Origin of the sequence: Sulfurimonas paralvinellae (assembly GCF_014905135.1) — a bacterium.
Taxonomy (GTDB): domain Bacteria; phylum Campylobacterota; class Campylobacteria; order Campylobacterales; family Sulfurimonadaceae; genus Sulfurimonas; species Sulfurimonas paralvinellae.
This window is the reverse complement of record NZ_CP041406.1, coordinates 170,915-184,808: the sequence shown is the minus strand read 5'-3', so window position 1 is coordinate 184,808 and position 13,894 is coordinate 170,915. Positions and strand designations below refer to the sequence as shown.

Annotated in this window: 25 protein-coding genes; 3 read left to right on the top strand and 22 right to left on the bottom strand. The window is 37.6% G+C overall.

The annotated features are described in order from the left end of the window. Position 1: 1 nt before the first annotated feature. Positions 2-208, top strand: coding sequence for a hypothetical protein (locus FM071_RS01005; RefSeq protein ID WP_193111196.1), 207 nt, complete (start codon positions 2-4; stop codon positions 206-208). Here the strand turns inward: FM071_RS01005 and FM071_RS01000 are convergent. From FM071_RS01000 to FM071_RS00990, 3 genes are all read right to left on the bottom strand, one after another. Further along, a complete protein-coding gene (locus FM071_RS01000) occupies positions 195-2,141 on the bottom strand; it encodes an EAL domain-containing protein (protein WP_193111195.1) in 1,947 nt (648 codons plus the stop codon). The two genes, FM071_RS01005 and FM071_RS01000, sit on opposite strands and share 14 nt — an antisense overlap. A gap of 129 nt (positions 2,142-2,270) precedes the next feature. After that, positions 2,271-3,053: a FecR family protein gene (locus tag FM071_RS00995; protein WP_193111194.1), complete on the bottom strand. Its 783-nt coding sequence runs from the start codon at positions 3,051-3,053 to the stop codon at positions 2,271-2,273. 12 nt (positions 3,054-3,065) lie between these two features. Then, the gene (locus FM071_RS00990; protein ID WP_193111193.1) at positions 3,066-4,325 is read right to left on the bottom strand and encodes a tetratricopeptide repeat protein; all 1,260 of its coding nucleotides are present in this window, start codon (positions 4,323-4,325) and stop codon (positions 3,066-3,068) included. Positions 4,326-4,426: 101 nt separating this feature from the next. Here FM071_RS00990 and FM071_RS10775 point away from each other — a divergent pair, with 101 nt between their 5' ends. Together FM071_RS10775 and FM071_RS00985 are read left to right on the top strand one after the other, a co-directional pair. Continuing rightward, positions 4,427-4,549: a hypothetical protein gene (locus FM071_RS10775; protein WP_264299364.1), complete on the top strand. Its 123-nt coding sequence runs from the start codon at positions 4,427-4,429 to the stop codon at positions 4,547-4,549. A gap of 141 nt (positions 4,550-4,690) precedes the next feature. Then, complete coding sequence (locus FM071_RS00985; protein ID WP_193111192.1) at positions 4,691-4,984, top strand: chorismate mutase; 294 nt, start codon at positions 4,691-4,693, stop codon at positions 4,982-4,984. 34 nt (positions 4,985-5,018) lie between these two features. On the opposite strand, the gene infA is transcribed toward FM071_RS00985, so the two are convergent. The 19 genes from infA to rplB form a co-directional block, all read right to left on the bottom strand. Next, on the bottom strand, positions 5,019-5,237 hold the full coding sequence (gene infA, locus FM071_RS00980; RefSeq protein ID WP_013326041.1) for a translation initiation factor IF-1: 219 nt from the start codon (positions 5,235-5,237) through the stop codon (positions 5,019-5,021). A gap of 36 nt (positions 5,238-5,273) precedes the next feature. Next, a complete protein-coding gene (gene map, locus FM071_RS00975; RefSeq protein WP_193111191.1) occupies positions 5,274-6,032 on the bottom strand; it encodes a type I methionyl aminopeptidase in 759 nt (252 codons plus the stop codon). 2 nt (positions 6,033-6,034) lie between these two features. Next, positions 6,035-7,297, bottom strand: coding sequence for a preprotein translocase subunit SecY (gene secY, locus FM071_RS00970; protein WP_193111190.1), 1,263 nt, complete (start codon positions 7,295-7,297; stop codon positions 6,035-6,037). 2 nt (positions 7,298-7,299) lie between these two features. Next, positions 7,300-7,698 carry a 50S ribosomal protein L15 gene (gene rplO, locus FM071_RS00965; protein ID WP_193111189.1) on the bottom strand — a complete coding sequence of 133 codons (399 nt, stop codon included), beginning with the start codon at positions 7,696-7,698 and terminating at the stop codon, positions 7,300-7,302. A 3-nt stretch (positions 7,699-7,701) separates the two neighbouring features. After that, positions 7,702-8,145, bottom strand: coding sequence for a 30S ribosomal protein S5 (rpsE, locus tag FM071_RS00960; protein WP_193111188.1), 444 nt, complete (start codon positions 8,143-8,145; stop codon positions 7,702-7,704). 12 nt (positions 8,146-8,157) lie between these two features. Then, positions 8,158-8,514, bottom strand: a complete 357-nt coding sequence (gene rplR / locus FM071_RS00955) for a 50S ribosomal protein L18 (protein ID WP_193111187.1) — start codon at positions 8,512-8,514, stop codon at positions 8,158-8,160. Between the two features lie 14 nt (positions 8,515-8,528). Continuing rightward, a complete protein-coding gene (gene rplF, locus FM071_RS00950) occupies positions 8,529-9,065 on the bottom strand; it encodes a 50S ribosomal protein L6 (protein WP_193111186.1) in 537 nt (178 codons plus the stop codon). A gap of 9 nt (positions 9,066-9,074) precedes the next feature. Continuing rightward, positions 9,075-9,473 carry a 30S ribosomal protein S8 gene (gene rpsH, locus FM071_RS00945; protein WP_193111185.1) on the bottom strand — a complete coding sequence of 133 codons (399 nt, stop codon included), beginning with the start codon at positions 9,471-9,473 and terminating at the stop codon, positions 9,075-9,077. 70 nt (positions 9,474-9,543) lie between these two features. Beyond that, positions 9,544-9,729 carry a type Z 30S ribosomal protein S14 gene (locus tag FM071_RS00940; RefSeq protein WP_193111184.1) on the bottom strand — a complete coding sequence of 62 codons (186 nt, stop codon included), beginning with the start codon at positions 9,727-9,729 and terminating at the stop codon, positions 9,544-9,546. Continuing rightward, entirely contained in the window at positions 9,729-10,274 is a 546-nt protein-coding gene (rplE, locus tag FM071_RS00935; protein ID WP_193111182.1) for a 50S ribosomal protein L5, read from the bottom strand. Before rplE ends, FM071_RS00940 begins: the two co-directional genes overlap by 1 nt. A 4-nt stretch (positions 10,275-10,278) precedes the next feature. Beyond that, the gene (rplX, locus tag FM071_RS00930) at positions 10,279-10,509 is read right to left on the bottom strand and encodes a 50S ribosomal protein L24 (RefSeq protein ID WP_193111180.1); all 231 of its coding nucleotides are present in this window, start codon (positions 10,507-10,509) and stop codon (positions 10,279-10,281) included. Beyond that, complete coding sequence (gene rplN / locus FM071_RS00925) at positions 10,509-10,877, bottom strand: 50S ribosomal protein L14 (protein ID WP_193111179.1); 369 nt, start codon at positions 10,875-10,877, stop codon at positions 10,509-10,511. The genes rplX and rplN overlap by 1 nt, the downstream gene beginning before the upstream one ends. 2 nt (positions 10,878-10,879) lie before the next feature. Beyond that, on the bottom strand, positions 10,880-11,125 hold the full coding sequence (gene rpsQ, locus FM071_RS00920; RefSeq protein WP_193111177.1) for a 30S ribosomal protein S17: 246 nt from the start codon (positions 11,123-11,125) through the stop codon (positions 10,880-10,882). Between the two features lie 10 nt (positions 11,126-11,135). Beyond that, the gene (rpmC, locus tag FM071_RS00915; protein WP_193111175.1) at positions 11,136-11,324 is read right to left on the bottom strand and encodes a 50S ribosomal protein L29; all 189 of its coding nucleotides are present in this window, start codon (positions 11,322-11,324) and stop codon (positions 11,136-11,138) included. Then, entirely contained in the window at positions 11,311-11,736 is a 426-nt protein-coding gene (gene rplP / locus FM071_RS00910) for a 50S ribosomal protein L16 (protein WP_193111173.1), read from the bottom strand. The genes rpmC and rplP overlap by 14 nt, the downstream gene beginning before the upstream one ends. Before the next feature lie 2 nt (positions 11,737-11,738). Next, positions 11,739-12,452: a 30S ribosomal protein S3 gene (rpsC, locus tag FM071_RS00905; protein WP_193111172.1), complete on the bottom strand. Its 714-nt coding sequence runs from the start codon at positions 12,450-12,452 to the stop codon at positions 11,739-11,741. 1 nt (position 12,453) lies between these two features. Beyond that, the gene (gene rplV, locus FM071_RS00900; protein ID WP_013326025.1) at positions 12,454-12,771 is read right to left on the bottom strand and encodes a 50S ribosomal protein L22; all 318 of its coding nucleotides are present in this window, start codon (positions 12,769-12,771) and stop codon (positions 12,454-12,456) included. 2 nt (positions 12,772-12,773) lie between these two features. After that, positions 12,774-13,049 carry a 30S ribosomal protein S19 gene (gene rpsS / locus FM071_RS00895; protein ID WP_193111170.1) on the bottom strand — a complete coding sequence of 92 codons (276 nt, stop codon included), beginning with the start codon at positions 13,047-13,049 and terminating at the stop codon, positions 12,774-12,776. Then, a complete protein-coding gene (gene rplB, locus FM071_RS00890; protein WP_193111168.1) occupies positions 13,049-13,894 on the bottom strand; it encodes a 50S ribosomal protein L2 in 846 nt (281 codons plus the stop codon). The genes rpsS and rplB overlap by 1 nt, the downstream gene beginning before the upstream one ends.

Genomic DNA, 13,894 nt, shown 5'->3' with positions numbered 1-13,894 from the left:
TATGGCAAAGAAGAAAAAAGTTATAGAGCTCACACAGAAAAATTTAGAATTCACTGAGAATGGCATAACCTATAAACTCATCCGCTTTAAACCAGACACGATGACACTCGATGTCATCAGATATGAAGACAAAAACAGATTAGACGAGTTCAGTATCCCCTTTGCCCATCTGCCAAAATCGCTTAAAAAAATCGTTAAACCAAATTAAATATCTTTTTATCTATATCATCACTGCTCATAGGACGTCCATACAGATACCCTTGTACTCTTTCACAGCCGCTAGAGAGTAAGAATTCCTTTTGTTCTTCTGTTTCTACACCCTCGGCAATCAAGTCAAGATTTAGATTTTTTCCAACTGCTATGATTGCTTTCACAATTGAAGCATCATCACTGTTTTGAGGAGTATCCATGATAAACGAACGATCAATTTTCAGCTCATTGATAGGAAGATGTTTTAAATAGGCCAAAGATGAGTAGCCTGTTCCAAAATCATCAACAGCTATCTCTATTCCCAAGTCACTCAAATCCTGTAAAACAATAATTGCAGTCTCAGTATTTTTCATGACCTGACTCTCTACCAATTCAAATATAAACCATTCTGCCCGGCATTCAGTCTTTAACAAAAGTTTTTTGACAAAGATCACAAAGTTGTCATCTTCCACCTGTTCAATGGATATGTTAACAGAAATTCTTCTAAAATAGACACCTGCCTGATGCCATTTTGCAGCCTGTATCATTGCCATCTCCATAACTTGTCTATTTATACCCACAACCATACCAAACTCTTCGGCATAAGGAATGAAATCTCCCGGAAAGATCAAACCTTTCTCTTTATCCTGCCATCTGACAAGTGCTTCAAACCCTATGAGCGTATCATTTTTCATATTGTATTGTGGCTGATAATGAACAACAAAGTCTCTATCTTCTAATGCTATACGAAGTTTACTTTGCATATCAAGCCGTGCCAATATCTCCTGTGTCATACTCTCAACATAAAATTCATAGGCATTACGTCCATTATGTTTTGCTCTATACATAGCGATATCTGCATGCTTAATAAGTTCCTGAGCTTCAGTCGCATCTTTTGGATAGAGACTGATACCGATACTGCAACTTATAAATATCTCTTCATGTTCAATCTCAACAGGAATTTTTAAAATATCCAACATCTTTTGTGCTAACACAGAAGCAGCATGATAATCTGTCAAATCATTCATAATGACGACAAATTCATCACCGCCAAGTCTTGCCAATGTATCGGTTTGCCTTAGTATACTTTTGAGACGGACAGCGACTTTTTGAAGTAATCTATCTCCATATTCATGTCCAAATGTATCATTTACATTTTTGAACTCATCCAAATCTATAAAAAGCAGTGCAAATTTTTTATTATTTCTCTGGGAAGTGTATATAGTTTGATGCAGTCTGTCATTAAAAAGAGCCCTGTTTGGCAATTTTGTCAATGAGTCATAATTAGCCTGATAGGCAAGTGTATCTTTTTGCGCATTGAGTTCATTATGATAACTGTTCAACTCATCTATCATATGTTTGAAATTTTTTGCAAGTTCCCCAATCTCATCTTGATTGTATACTGGTATTTCAAGATTCAGATCTTTTGTTTGCAAAATCTTCGTTGTAATTGAATCTAATTGGGCAATTGGCTGTAAAATAGATGTTGAGAGCAATTTTCTAAATTTTCCCGTGATCACTGAAGCTAAAAATATGATAAATATTATAAAAAGACCATACTCCAACATCTTTTTATAAAATTCACTTAATGATGCTACAACAACAAGATATCCAATCTGCTTATCATCCTTAAGAATAGGCACCACAGAGTAAAAATATCCATCTTTCCATAAGTTTTGATTTTCTCTGATGATTGGAATCATTTTACGCTGTTGTGAAAAGTTATTCCCCTTACTAAAAGTACCAAGTACATTCCAGGATGTATCAAGTGCAAACGTTTGGGTTATTTTCTCATTATACTCAACTGAAGCCAGGATATCTGAAATACGTAGAGCATCTTTCGCTATGATAGGTGATGCGATATTATCCGCTAATATTTTAGCAAATGTCTTTGATTCATGCTCGACACTATTTCTCTCGCTTACATAAGCAAAGACAAACAGAGAAATCAAAACTATGCTCCCAGCTAATACACTCGAAGCTATTCCTATGAAGTTTAATTTATTACTAATACCAAGCGAGTTATAAAATCGAAACAGAGCATTACGCACATAAATCCTAATGAATCTAAATTTTACTTATTATTGCCATGGCCAGAATCCAAAATGATTTCCATGACCATGACCGTTGTTTCCATGACCATAACCGTTATTTTCATGACCAGGAACATTAATGTCAATTCTAACACTGCCGTCTGCTTCAACAACTGTTCCGCTGTTTATACCTGAATCTTCTTGCACCGTAGCTAATGATTGTTCTATTTTTCCTTCATTTAGACTTACAGTGCTAACAGCTTTTTTTGCAAAACTTTGAACACTTTTTTTACCTTGCTTTGATTTAATATTCAAAGTCATTGCCTCACCGGCTTTGAGTTCAATGCTTTTACCTGAACCATCTGTGAAAGCGATTTTTATCTTTCCTTCACTCACTACATAATGTTCTGATTTTCCATCTACAGAAACACTCCATATCGTTCCCTGCGGAGTTATTTTAGCAACAGCAGTCTCGATTGAAAACATCTGCGGCATCATCTTCCCGATAGCACCTGTAATGGCTTTTACAAATCCATTTTTTATTTTAAAAGTTGCAACAACTCTTTGCGGATTAGTTTGATCATAAAGATATTCTTCAATAATCAACCGGCTCTTCTTCCCAAGACTAAGTACAGTATTGTCTTTAAAGATAACCTGCATACGACCATCTTCTGTCAACAAAATATCTTTTTTTAAAATCCCCATGTTGTTATCTGCATGAATTGCTTTCGTATCACGATCAACGAAAGCCTCTCCCTTGGCAACAGCTATTTTTCCTATACTTGCAAATGACATTGTCACGAGCATCGCTAATAAAATAATTTTTTTCATCTCACACCCTTTTTAATAATAAATATAAACACCAAGGTTTATAATCTCTTTTTTATATTTTGATGGAATATAATTCGTTTTATTTGTATAATTATCATATTTCAACACAAAACCAAACATACTTATCACATTATAAGACAAATAGGCTGAATATTTATATAACTCATCTTCTCTAGTTTCCGATTGAACAAGGTCATCATAAGAAGTTTTACTATAAAGTCCTTCTAATCCAAATTCGACAGCATGATTAAACGTATATGTATAATTTAACTCTATCTCATTTAATTTTTTATCTATAAAAATACGCGGGCTCTCTTTTTCAGCCTTTTTGGTTGCTTCATATCTGTATGCTACTCGCAGGTAGTGCTTGGCGAACCATCTGCTCAGACTCCCTGTTCCGCCATAGGCATTTTTATCCCCTTTGTTCCATTGTAAATATTTTCTGTACTCATAAAGTCCTTCAAGTTTCAATAAAAGCTTATTTTCAAACCGTTTTCTCAATTGCGGCTTCACAGCATATACTTCGGCATAATCTTTATAATCAGTTGCCATATAAGTATAGGAAATCGGCAACCAAAAGTCATAACTTTTATCTGCCCATCCCGGTCCGCTCAATACTTCAGCCTGGGTAAAATCATCTACAGAATATTTAGCATAGTTTTTATTGTAAAACTGCAACTGATTTTTATAATAAAATTCAGAAAAAGGATTGCTATCGTATACATGAGTAAGAGAAAGATACTCTTTTACAAATGTATCTGATTTTGGTTTCACAACAGAACCGCCACCCCCAAACCATCGATTCATATCAGAGAGTTCCGCATTGTATTCAACATTACTGTCATAACCACCGCTTACATTTGCCAATAAAGAAAATTTATTTGCTGTATACCCTTCTTTAAAGACTCTTTGCAAACGATCTTGACCAAACACATCAGCCTTGTCGTACTCTCGATTAGCTATCTCAATATTGCCGACGTGTACATACAAATCACCAAGATATTTATGTACAGATAAATTTTTGTCATCCAATATCTCTGCTCTATCATATGCGGCCATTGCCGTATCTATATCACCTTTGCGATATGCACATCTGCCGTAATAGAGATTGGCTTTGACACTATAAGGGTTTGCTTTATAAAAATCTTCTGCGAGTTTACATGCTTTTTGATAATCCTCTTTTTCAAAATAAGATTCCATTGTAGACACAGTATCTTCACTTGCATTTAACATAGAGAATATAAATAGTAAAAGTAATACAAACTGCCTCAATTCCCAACCTATGTTTTCTTTTATTATATCTTATGTTACTTAATTTTAATATATAATATTAAGTGTAACTAACTATAATTATAAAAACTTTGGATGACAGCATGAATGAAAATATAGAACAAGCAAGCAGCGGAGGAGATCTTCTTATCTGGGCTGTTATGTTTGGATTACTTATGGTGATTGTAGTATATTTGGCTTGGAAAAATAAGGATATTGAGAGATAACTCTCTCAATTGTGCTTTGAAATTTTGCATGTTGTCCTTAATGAATCGGATTAAGGATATACAAGGAGAATCGTAGGTATCATTATAGTAAGAAAGTGTTACAAAAGTGTTAACGCCAAAATAATCTTTTAAAGGGTCAATATGAAAAAATGTAATACCTTACAGGAAGTCAGAGACGAAATCGATAAAATTGATACAAAGCTTGTTGATTTGATTTCGGAAAGGAGTCATCTCATTCGTCAGGCTGCCGCTTTTAAGAACTCTGTAGATGAAGTAAAGGCCGAAGACCGTATAGATGATATTATGCAGCGTGTACGCAAACGTGCCATTGAATTAAATATAAATCCAAATATGATCAGTGAACTTTTTAATATCATGATAGATGAGATGGTTGAAACGGAGATATCCGAGTTTAGGAATGATGGAAAGTTTTAAAAAGTAAAGAGGGTGCCAAGAGCACGCTCTTTTACTATTTGTATCGGTAAGTGATACGGCCTTTATCAAGTGAATATGGTGTCAGTTCAAGTTTAACTTTATCACCTGGCAATATTTTAATATAGTGCATACGCATTTTTCCTGCGATATGACATAAAATAATATGTCCATTCTCTAATTCTACACGAAAAGTTGCATTCGGCAAAGCCTCTATAATCTTGCCGTCAACTTCAATAACATCTGCTTTAGCCATTTTAGTCCTTTATAAAGAAATTTCTTACTTTAACTCTCACGCAAGAGATAAAATTTCAGCTTTACCGTTGATAACTGCAACAGTGTGCTCATAGTGTGAACCGCGTAAACCGTCGGTACTGACAACATCCCACCCATTATCCAAGATAATCGGCTTTGACTCTTTTTGGCATATCATCGGTTCAAGACAAAAAACCATGCCGTTTTTTATCTTTGGACCTGCTTTTGGATTATTTCCCTCTAAGTAATTCGGAATTTCCGGTTCCTCATGAGGTTTTCTTCCAATACCATGCCCGCAAAAGTTACGCAAAGGTACAAAACCACGCTCCAAGATGAACTGCTCCATCATAAAAGAGAGTTCTTTAAAACGCATACCCTGTTTAATGTTCTCGATCGCATAGTAGAGTGTATCTTTAGCACATGCGATCAGATCTTCATCTTGTTTTGTAATCTCTCCAACACCGACACTGATAGCTGCATCACCGAACCAGCCCTCAAGCTCTGTTCCGATATCATAACCGATAACATCACCCTCTTGAAGTTTATAATCCGACGGAATTCCGTGAATGATAACTTCATTGAGCGATGTACATACAGCATTTGGAAAACCGTAAAGACCTTTAAAAGACGGCTTTGCACCATGAGAGCGGATATAATCCTCTGCCATAGCATCCATCTCTTTTAAAGTCATTCCGGGCTTTGTGTTTTCTTTGAGGAGATTAAGTGCGCCGCCAACTATCTTGTTGGCCGCGCGGAGTTTTTCAATTTCTTGAGGTTTTCTAAGTGCAATAGCCATTGCTATAGACCAACCGCACTTAGGGTTTCATATTTACTCATATATATCTGAGCTTCTATTTTTCTCATCGTATCAAGCGCAACCTGAACAACGATCAACACAGCTGTTCCACCAAAGAAGAAAGGAACACCCATCCCTTTGATGATCATAAACGGCAGTGTAGCGACAAGACCAAGATAAAGTGCACCTGTTACAGTCAAGTTACTCGCAGTTGTATTTAAAAACTCTTTTGTCGCATCACCGGTACGAATACCAGGAATGAAACCACCCTGACGTTTTAGGTTGTCAGCGATGTCTTTTGCGTTAAATGTGATCGATGCATAGAAGAATGCAAAGAAGATAACAAATATAAAAGTTAAAAAGTTAAAAAAGTATCCACCGGGATGCAAGAAATCTGCGATTGCCTGCACAGTAGGATTTGTACTGCTTCCAAGAACTGTCATCGGGAACATGAGTATTGCCGAAGCGAAGATAACCGGAATAACACCCGCTAAATTCACTTTGATCGGAATATAGTTCATAACACGTTTGTTTTGGTTTTGCATCATTGTCTTTTTCGCATAGGTAATAGGCACACGGCGCTCACCGAGTTCAACATAGATGATAATCCCTACCGTACCAAGAACAAGAACAACTATTGCAATAACTGTAAGGAAACTCATTGCACCGGTATTTACCATTTCCACTGTCTGGCCGATCGCTCTTGGGATCGCAGAAACGATACCTGCAAAGATGATCAAAGAGATACCGTTACCGATACCGCTTTGTGTAATCTGCTCACCGATCCACATCAAAAGCATAGTTCCAGCTAGCATAGAGACAGCTGAGAGCATAATGAATGTAGTGTGGTCCGCAAGTATTGCAGAGTTACCACTTGGTCCTGTCAGACTTTGCAGTCCGACACTAACACCAACCGCTTGGATCAACGTAATTACAATCGTTGCATAACGAATAATCTGCATATATTTTGTCATACCGTCACGCTCTTTTTTCATCTGTCCCAAAGTAGGGAAAGTTGCAGCAAGAAGCTCCATGATAATGGAAGCGGTGATGTATGGCATAATACCGAGTGAAATTACAGAGAGTCTTTGGACAGCATTTCCACTGAACATATTAAAGAGCCCTAATGCATCTGATTGGTGTGAGTCGAAGAAAGAAGCGATAACAGCAGTATCTACGCCCGGAACTGGCACATAAGCCAGAAGGCGGTAGATAAATAAAAACCCGATAGTAATAAGTATCTTATTTACTAGATTTTTATTCACAACTAGTTACCTGTTGTTGTAACGTTTTCGTCTTTAATTTTCGATGCAAGATCTTTTGCAGATGCACCTACTAGTTTTATTTTTGTTACAGAGTTTGCAATTTTATGAACGCCGCGGATATTTTCCACAGTGATCTCAGCTAACTCAGCAACAGCTTTAATTTTTTCAACGTTGATTACATATGGTTTTTCAACTTTAGAGTGAAAACCAATTTTCGGTAAACGTTTTGCAAGTGGTTGTTGACCACCCTCAAAGTTTCTTTTTCTTTTGTAACCTGAACGAGATTTTTGACCTTTTTGACCACGTGCTGCAGTCTTACCAGTACCAGAACCTTGTCCGCGTCCAACTCTCTTGCGAGAGTGAGTTGAACCCTCTGCAGGTGTTAAATTTTCAATACCCATTTTCTATCCTTTGATACGAGAAAGTGCTTCAACTGTAGCACGAACTAGTGTGTTTGGATTGTTTGAACCGATAGATTTAGTTAGTAAATCCTGGAAACCTGCAAGTTCAAGTACTGGACGAGCCGCACCACCTGCGATAAGTCCTGTACCTTCTGATGCCGGTTTTAAAAGGATTGTACTAGCATTAAATTTATGTTCAATGTCATGTGCAATTGTCGTACCTTTAATCTTAACAGTAGTTAAGTTTTTAAATGCATCATCAACTGCTTTACGAATAGCGTCAGGAACTTCTTTCGCTTTACCAACACCGTAACCGACTGTACCGTTTTTGTTACCAACAACTACAAGCGCAGTAAAACGAAAACGTCTACCACCCTTTACAACTTTAGTAACACGACCAATGTTTACGATTGATTCTTCAAATTCATCTCTATTGATTTCTGTCATAGTCATGCGCTCCTAGAACTTAATTTCGTTTGCACGAAGTGCGTCACCAAATGCAGCGATAACGCCGTGGTATTGGTAACCATTACGGTCAAATACAATCTCAGTGATGTTAGCTTCTTTTAGTTTAGCAGCGAATGCTTCACCAAGTGCAGCAGCACCTTCTTTGTTTGCTTTGTGACCAGTAGCCTTAGAGTGTAGTGCGCATAGAGTTGTTGCAGTTGCATCATCAATAGCCTGTACACTTAGGTAACGATTTGATTTAAATACAGAAACACGAGGAAGTTCAGCACTACCAGATATTTTTGCACGAATACGACGCTTACGTTTTAAACGGTTAGCGATTTTGCTTTTTAATACTTTAGCATTCATCTTATCTTCCTCCCTTATTTCTTAGCAGTTTTACCGGCTTTACGCACGATATGCTCATCAATGTATTTAACACCTTTACCTTTGTACGGCTCTGGTGGACGGAAAGAACGGATCTCAGCAGCAACTTGACCTAACATTTGTTTGTCATGGCTTTTAAGAGTAATAACGTTCTTCTCAACAGACGCTTCAAGACCTTCTGGTAAAGGATAGTCTATATCATGTGAGAAACCAAGTTGAAGATTAAGAGTTTTACCTTTAACAGCAGCTCTGTAACCAACACCATTGATCTCTAATTGCTTTTGGTAACCAGTAGTTAAACCAGTAACGATATTTTGAGCCAATGCTCTAAAAGTACCCCAGAAAGCTCTATCTTCACGTGAGTCAGACAGGTTTTTGAAAGTTAATGTGTTTCCTTCGATTTCGAAAGTCACATACCCTTTTGTATCGAGATCGACACTTGTTTTACCTTTAGTAAAAGTGATAACATTTCCATTTGCAGCAACTGTGATGTCACTAGCAAATTCTACAGGATTTTTTCCAATTCTTGACATGCTACTCTCCTACCAAACCGTACACATAACTTCACCACCAATACCAAGCTCGTAAGCTTTGTCATTTGGTAGAACGCCATGAGATGTACTAACGATAATTGTACCGTAACCGTTTTTGAAACGTTTGATGTCATCTCTACCTTTGTAGACACGACGACCCGGTTTAGAAACTCTTTTCATTTCATTGATTACACATTTTTCGTTGTCATCATATTTTAGTACAACTTTAATTGTCTTTTTAACACCATCTTCGATGACGTTGAAGCTATCAAGATAACCTTTGTCAACCAAGATGCTAACTACAGCTTCAACACTTTTAGAGTGAACTAAAGTTGTTGTAGCCAATCTTCTCATTCCAGCATTACGAATACGTGTTAACGCATCTGATACTAAATCATTTATTGCCATTTATTTTTTCCTTATTTTGCAAGTCTTACGACTGCTAACATTTAGAAGTTTCCACTCGGGAGGCTTGTGCCTACCAAGAAGACTTTCTAACGCCTGGGATCATTCCCTCGTTTGCCATTTTTCTAAAACAGATACGGCAGATACCAAAATCACGAAGAACAGAGTGTGGGCGACCACAGATCTGACAACGTGTATATGCACGTACTTTGAACTTTGGTGTTCTTTTCGCTTTTGCGATCATAGACTTCTTAGCCATTAGTTGCTCCCTTTAGTAAAAGGCATACCAAGTTTCTCTAAAAGAACCATTCCTGCCTTGTCAGAATCAGCTGTAGTAACTACAGTGATGTTCATACCATGGATTTGCATGATTGAATCATAGCTAATCTCTGGGAAAATAAGTTGTTCCTGAAGACCGAAGTTATAGTTACCACGACCGTCAAAACCGTTTCTTGGAACACCACGGAAATCTTTCACACGTGGAAGTGCAATAGATACGAGACGATCCAAGAAGTTATACATATTTTCACCACGAAGTGTTACACGAACACCAACCGGCATACCTTCACGTACTTTAAAACCTGCAACAGATTTCTTAGCGATAACTGTTGAAGCTTTTTGACCAGCGATAGTTGTAATAGTGTCTTCGATATTTTGGATAAGTTTGTTATCTTTCATAGCAAAACCAGCACCAACAGAGATAATAACCTTCTCAACTGCAGGAATTTCCATTACATTTTTGATATCAAGATCTTTTTGGATCTCTGGTTTTAACGCTAAATATTTATCTTTTAAACGAGCCATCTAATTATGCCTCCACTTTACGTACATTTGAAACATCGATAGGCATCTCTTTATTGATATGACCACCTTTAGTGTTCTCTTCAGTTGGTTTAACAGCTTTTTTAGCTACTTTACAACCCTCTACGATTACTTTGTTTTTCTTTGGCATAACAGCGAGTACAGTTGCTTTTGTACCTTTGTCATCACCAGCGATAATTTCTACCATATCGCCTTTTTTGAAATTAAATTTTGCCATTACACAACCTCCGGAGCAAGAGAAACGATCTTCATGAATCCAGCGTAACGTACTTCACGACCGATTGGTCCGAAGATACGAGTACCGATTGGTTCTCTCTTGTCATCAAGTATTACAGCTGCGTTGTCATCGAAACGAATAAGTGAACCGTTTTCACGTTGTACTTCTTTATGCGTTCTTACGATAACAGCTTTAACAACTTTACCTTTTTTAACTTTAGCAGTCGGGATCGCTTTTTTAACAGAAGCAACGATAACGTCACCTACTGATGCATAACGACGTTTAGAACCGCCAAGTACCTTAATACACATAATCTCTTTAGCACCTGTATTATCAGCTACATTTAAACGAGTAAAACCTTGAATCATTACTACGCTCCTTTTACAACTGACTTAAGTCTAAAAGATTTTGTTTTAGACATTGGACGACACTCGACTGCAACAATCTCGTCTCCAACTTTACACTCATTGCGCTCATCATGTACCAAGTACTTTTTGAAACGCTTAACAACTTTGTGGTAACGAGGATGCATTACACGGCGTTCAACAACAATAGTTACTGTTTTGTCACCTGCAATTTTTACAACATTACCTTGAATCTCACGTTGATTTGCCATCGCTCGTCCCCTACTTTTCTACTGCAGCAAGTGCAGTATTGATTCGTGCAATATCTTTTTTAGCGACTTTAAGTTCGCTAGTATTTTGTAATTGCATCATTTTTTGTTTAATTTTTAAAGTAAACAGCTCAGTCTTCTTCTCTTTAAGCATAGCTTGAAGTTCTGCTGCACTTTTACCTGCTAAATCAGAATATTTCATTGCTCATCTCCGCAGTAATAATTTTAGTTTTGAATGGCAATTTATGCATTGCAAGTAATAAAGCTTCACGAGCTATATCATGTGGAACACCGGCCATTTCAAATATAATACGACCTGGTTTGATGTTCATTACCCACTGATCAACTGCACCTTTACCTTTACCCATACGAGTTTCAAGCGGTTTAGCAGTTAATGGTTTAGCAGGAAAAACACGAATCCAAATCTTACCATTTCTTTTAATGTGACGTGTAGCAGAGATACGAGCCGCTTCAATCTGACGAGAGTTGATACGACCGGCTTCTACAGCTTTAAAACCGATGTCACCAAACGCTAATTTGTAACCAGAACGAGCGTAACCACGGTTACGACCCTTCATCACTTTACGATATTTTGTTCTTTTTGGCATTAACATGATTATTCAGCCTTTTCACTATTTTCACGACGTGGTTTTCTTCCGCGACGCTCTTTTTTCTCTTCTTTAGCTTCTGCAGGAATTCCTTTAGTAAGAACTTCCCCTTTGAAGATCCATACTTTTACACCGATAATACCGTATGTAGTATGCGCTTCAGCGAAACCGTAATCGATCTTAGCACGAAGAGTATGAAGAGGAACACGTCCCTCTAAGTACCATTCAGTACGAGCCATTTCAGCTCCACCAAGACGACCAGAAACAGAAACTTTGATACCTTTAGCACCAGAACGCTGTGCACCTTGCATAACTTTTTTCATAGCTCTACGGAATGCAACACGACGCTCTAACTGAGTAGCAACGTTTTCAGCAACGAGTTGTGCTGAAACCTGTGCTTTTTTCTCTTCTTTAATGTTGATAGAAATTGGTTTACCAACAAGTTTTTGAACAGCAGCTTTCAATTTCTCGATATCAGCACCTTTTTTCCCGATAATGATACCAGGACGTGCAGCAACGATAGTTACACGAAGACGTTTTACTGTTCTTTCAATGATGATGTTAGAAACACCAGCATAGTAAAGCTCTTTCTTTAAAAATGTTCTAATCTTGTGATCTTCACCTAAAGCAGCCGGAGCTGATTTAAAGTTAGGAAACCAACGAGATTCCCAGTTACGGTTGATTCCAAGACGTAAACCAATAGGATTAACTTTTTGACCCATTCTATTTACCCTCTACTTCTACTAAGATATGTGCTGTTGGTTTTCTAATACCTGAAGCCATACCACGAGCACGTGGACGGAAACGTTTAAGTACTGGACCATTGTCAACACGACATGATGTAATTACACAATCTTCAGCTTCACTACCGCTGTTAGCAACTGCAGATGCAATTACTTTAGAGATAATTTTAGCTGCCTTGTTTGGTGTGAACTCTAAAGCTGCCATAGCTTCTTCAGCATTCATACCCTGCACTTCACGTGCAATAAGGCGAGATTTGATAGGTGATACACGGATAAATTTTAATAATGCTCTAGCCATGATTACCCCTTCTTCTGAACAGAGCCCTTGTGGCCCTTGAATGTACGAGTTGGTGCAAATTCACCAAGTTTATAACCAATATGGTTCTCTGTAACATATACAGGAACGAATTGGCGACCATTATGAACATTTAATGTCAAACCTACCATCTCAGGAAGAACCATAGATCTTCTTGACCATGTTTTAATAGGTTTTTTGTCTCCGCTAGCTTTTGCTGCTTCGACTTTTTTGATTAAATGCTCATCTACGAATGGACCTTTTTTAACTGAACGAGCCATTAGCCTACCCTTTTTGCATTTGGTTTACGACGAGTGATAATAAGTTTATCACTTGCTTTTTTACGACGAGTTTTAGCACCCTTAGTTGGTTTACCCCAAGGAGTAACTGGGTGACGACCTGAATTCGTTTTACCTTCACCACCACCATGCGGGTGATCAATAGGGTTCATCGCAGAACCACGAGTTTGAGGACGAATACCTAAGTGACGTTGACGACCAGCTTTTGCAATCACGATGTTTGCAAACTCTTCATTACCAACACTACCTATAGTTGCTAAACACTCACCAAGAACTAAACGCATTTCTGATGAAGGCATACGTAAAGAAACATATTTACCGTCACGACCCATAATTTGAGCAGATGTTCCAGCTGAACGTACCATTTGTCCACCTTTTCCAACTTTAAGCTCGATATTATGAACAAGTGTACCAACAGGAATGTTTTTAAGTTTCATTGCATTACCAGGTTTAACATCTAAACCAGATTCAGCAGCTTCAACTGTATCACCAACCTCTAAACCTTTTGGTTGAAGGATGTATCTTTTTTCACCGTCAGCATATGTAACAAGTGCAATTCTACAGTTACGGTACGGATCGTACTCAATAGTAGAAACTGTACCAGGAACACCGAATTTATTTCTTTTGAAATCGATGATACGGTAAAGTTTTTTAGCACCCGCTTGCTTATGACGAGATGTAATACGTCCATTGTTGTTACGACCAGCATGTGTTGGAAGTTTAACAAGTAATGAACGAACGCTTGCTTTAGCAGTGATATCTGAACTGTCAACATTCGTATAAAAACGACGAGACGGAGTTATCGGTCTATAAGTTTTAATTGCCAT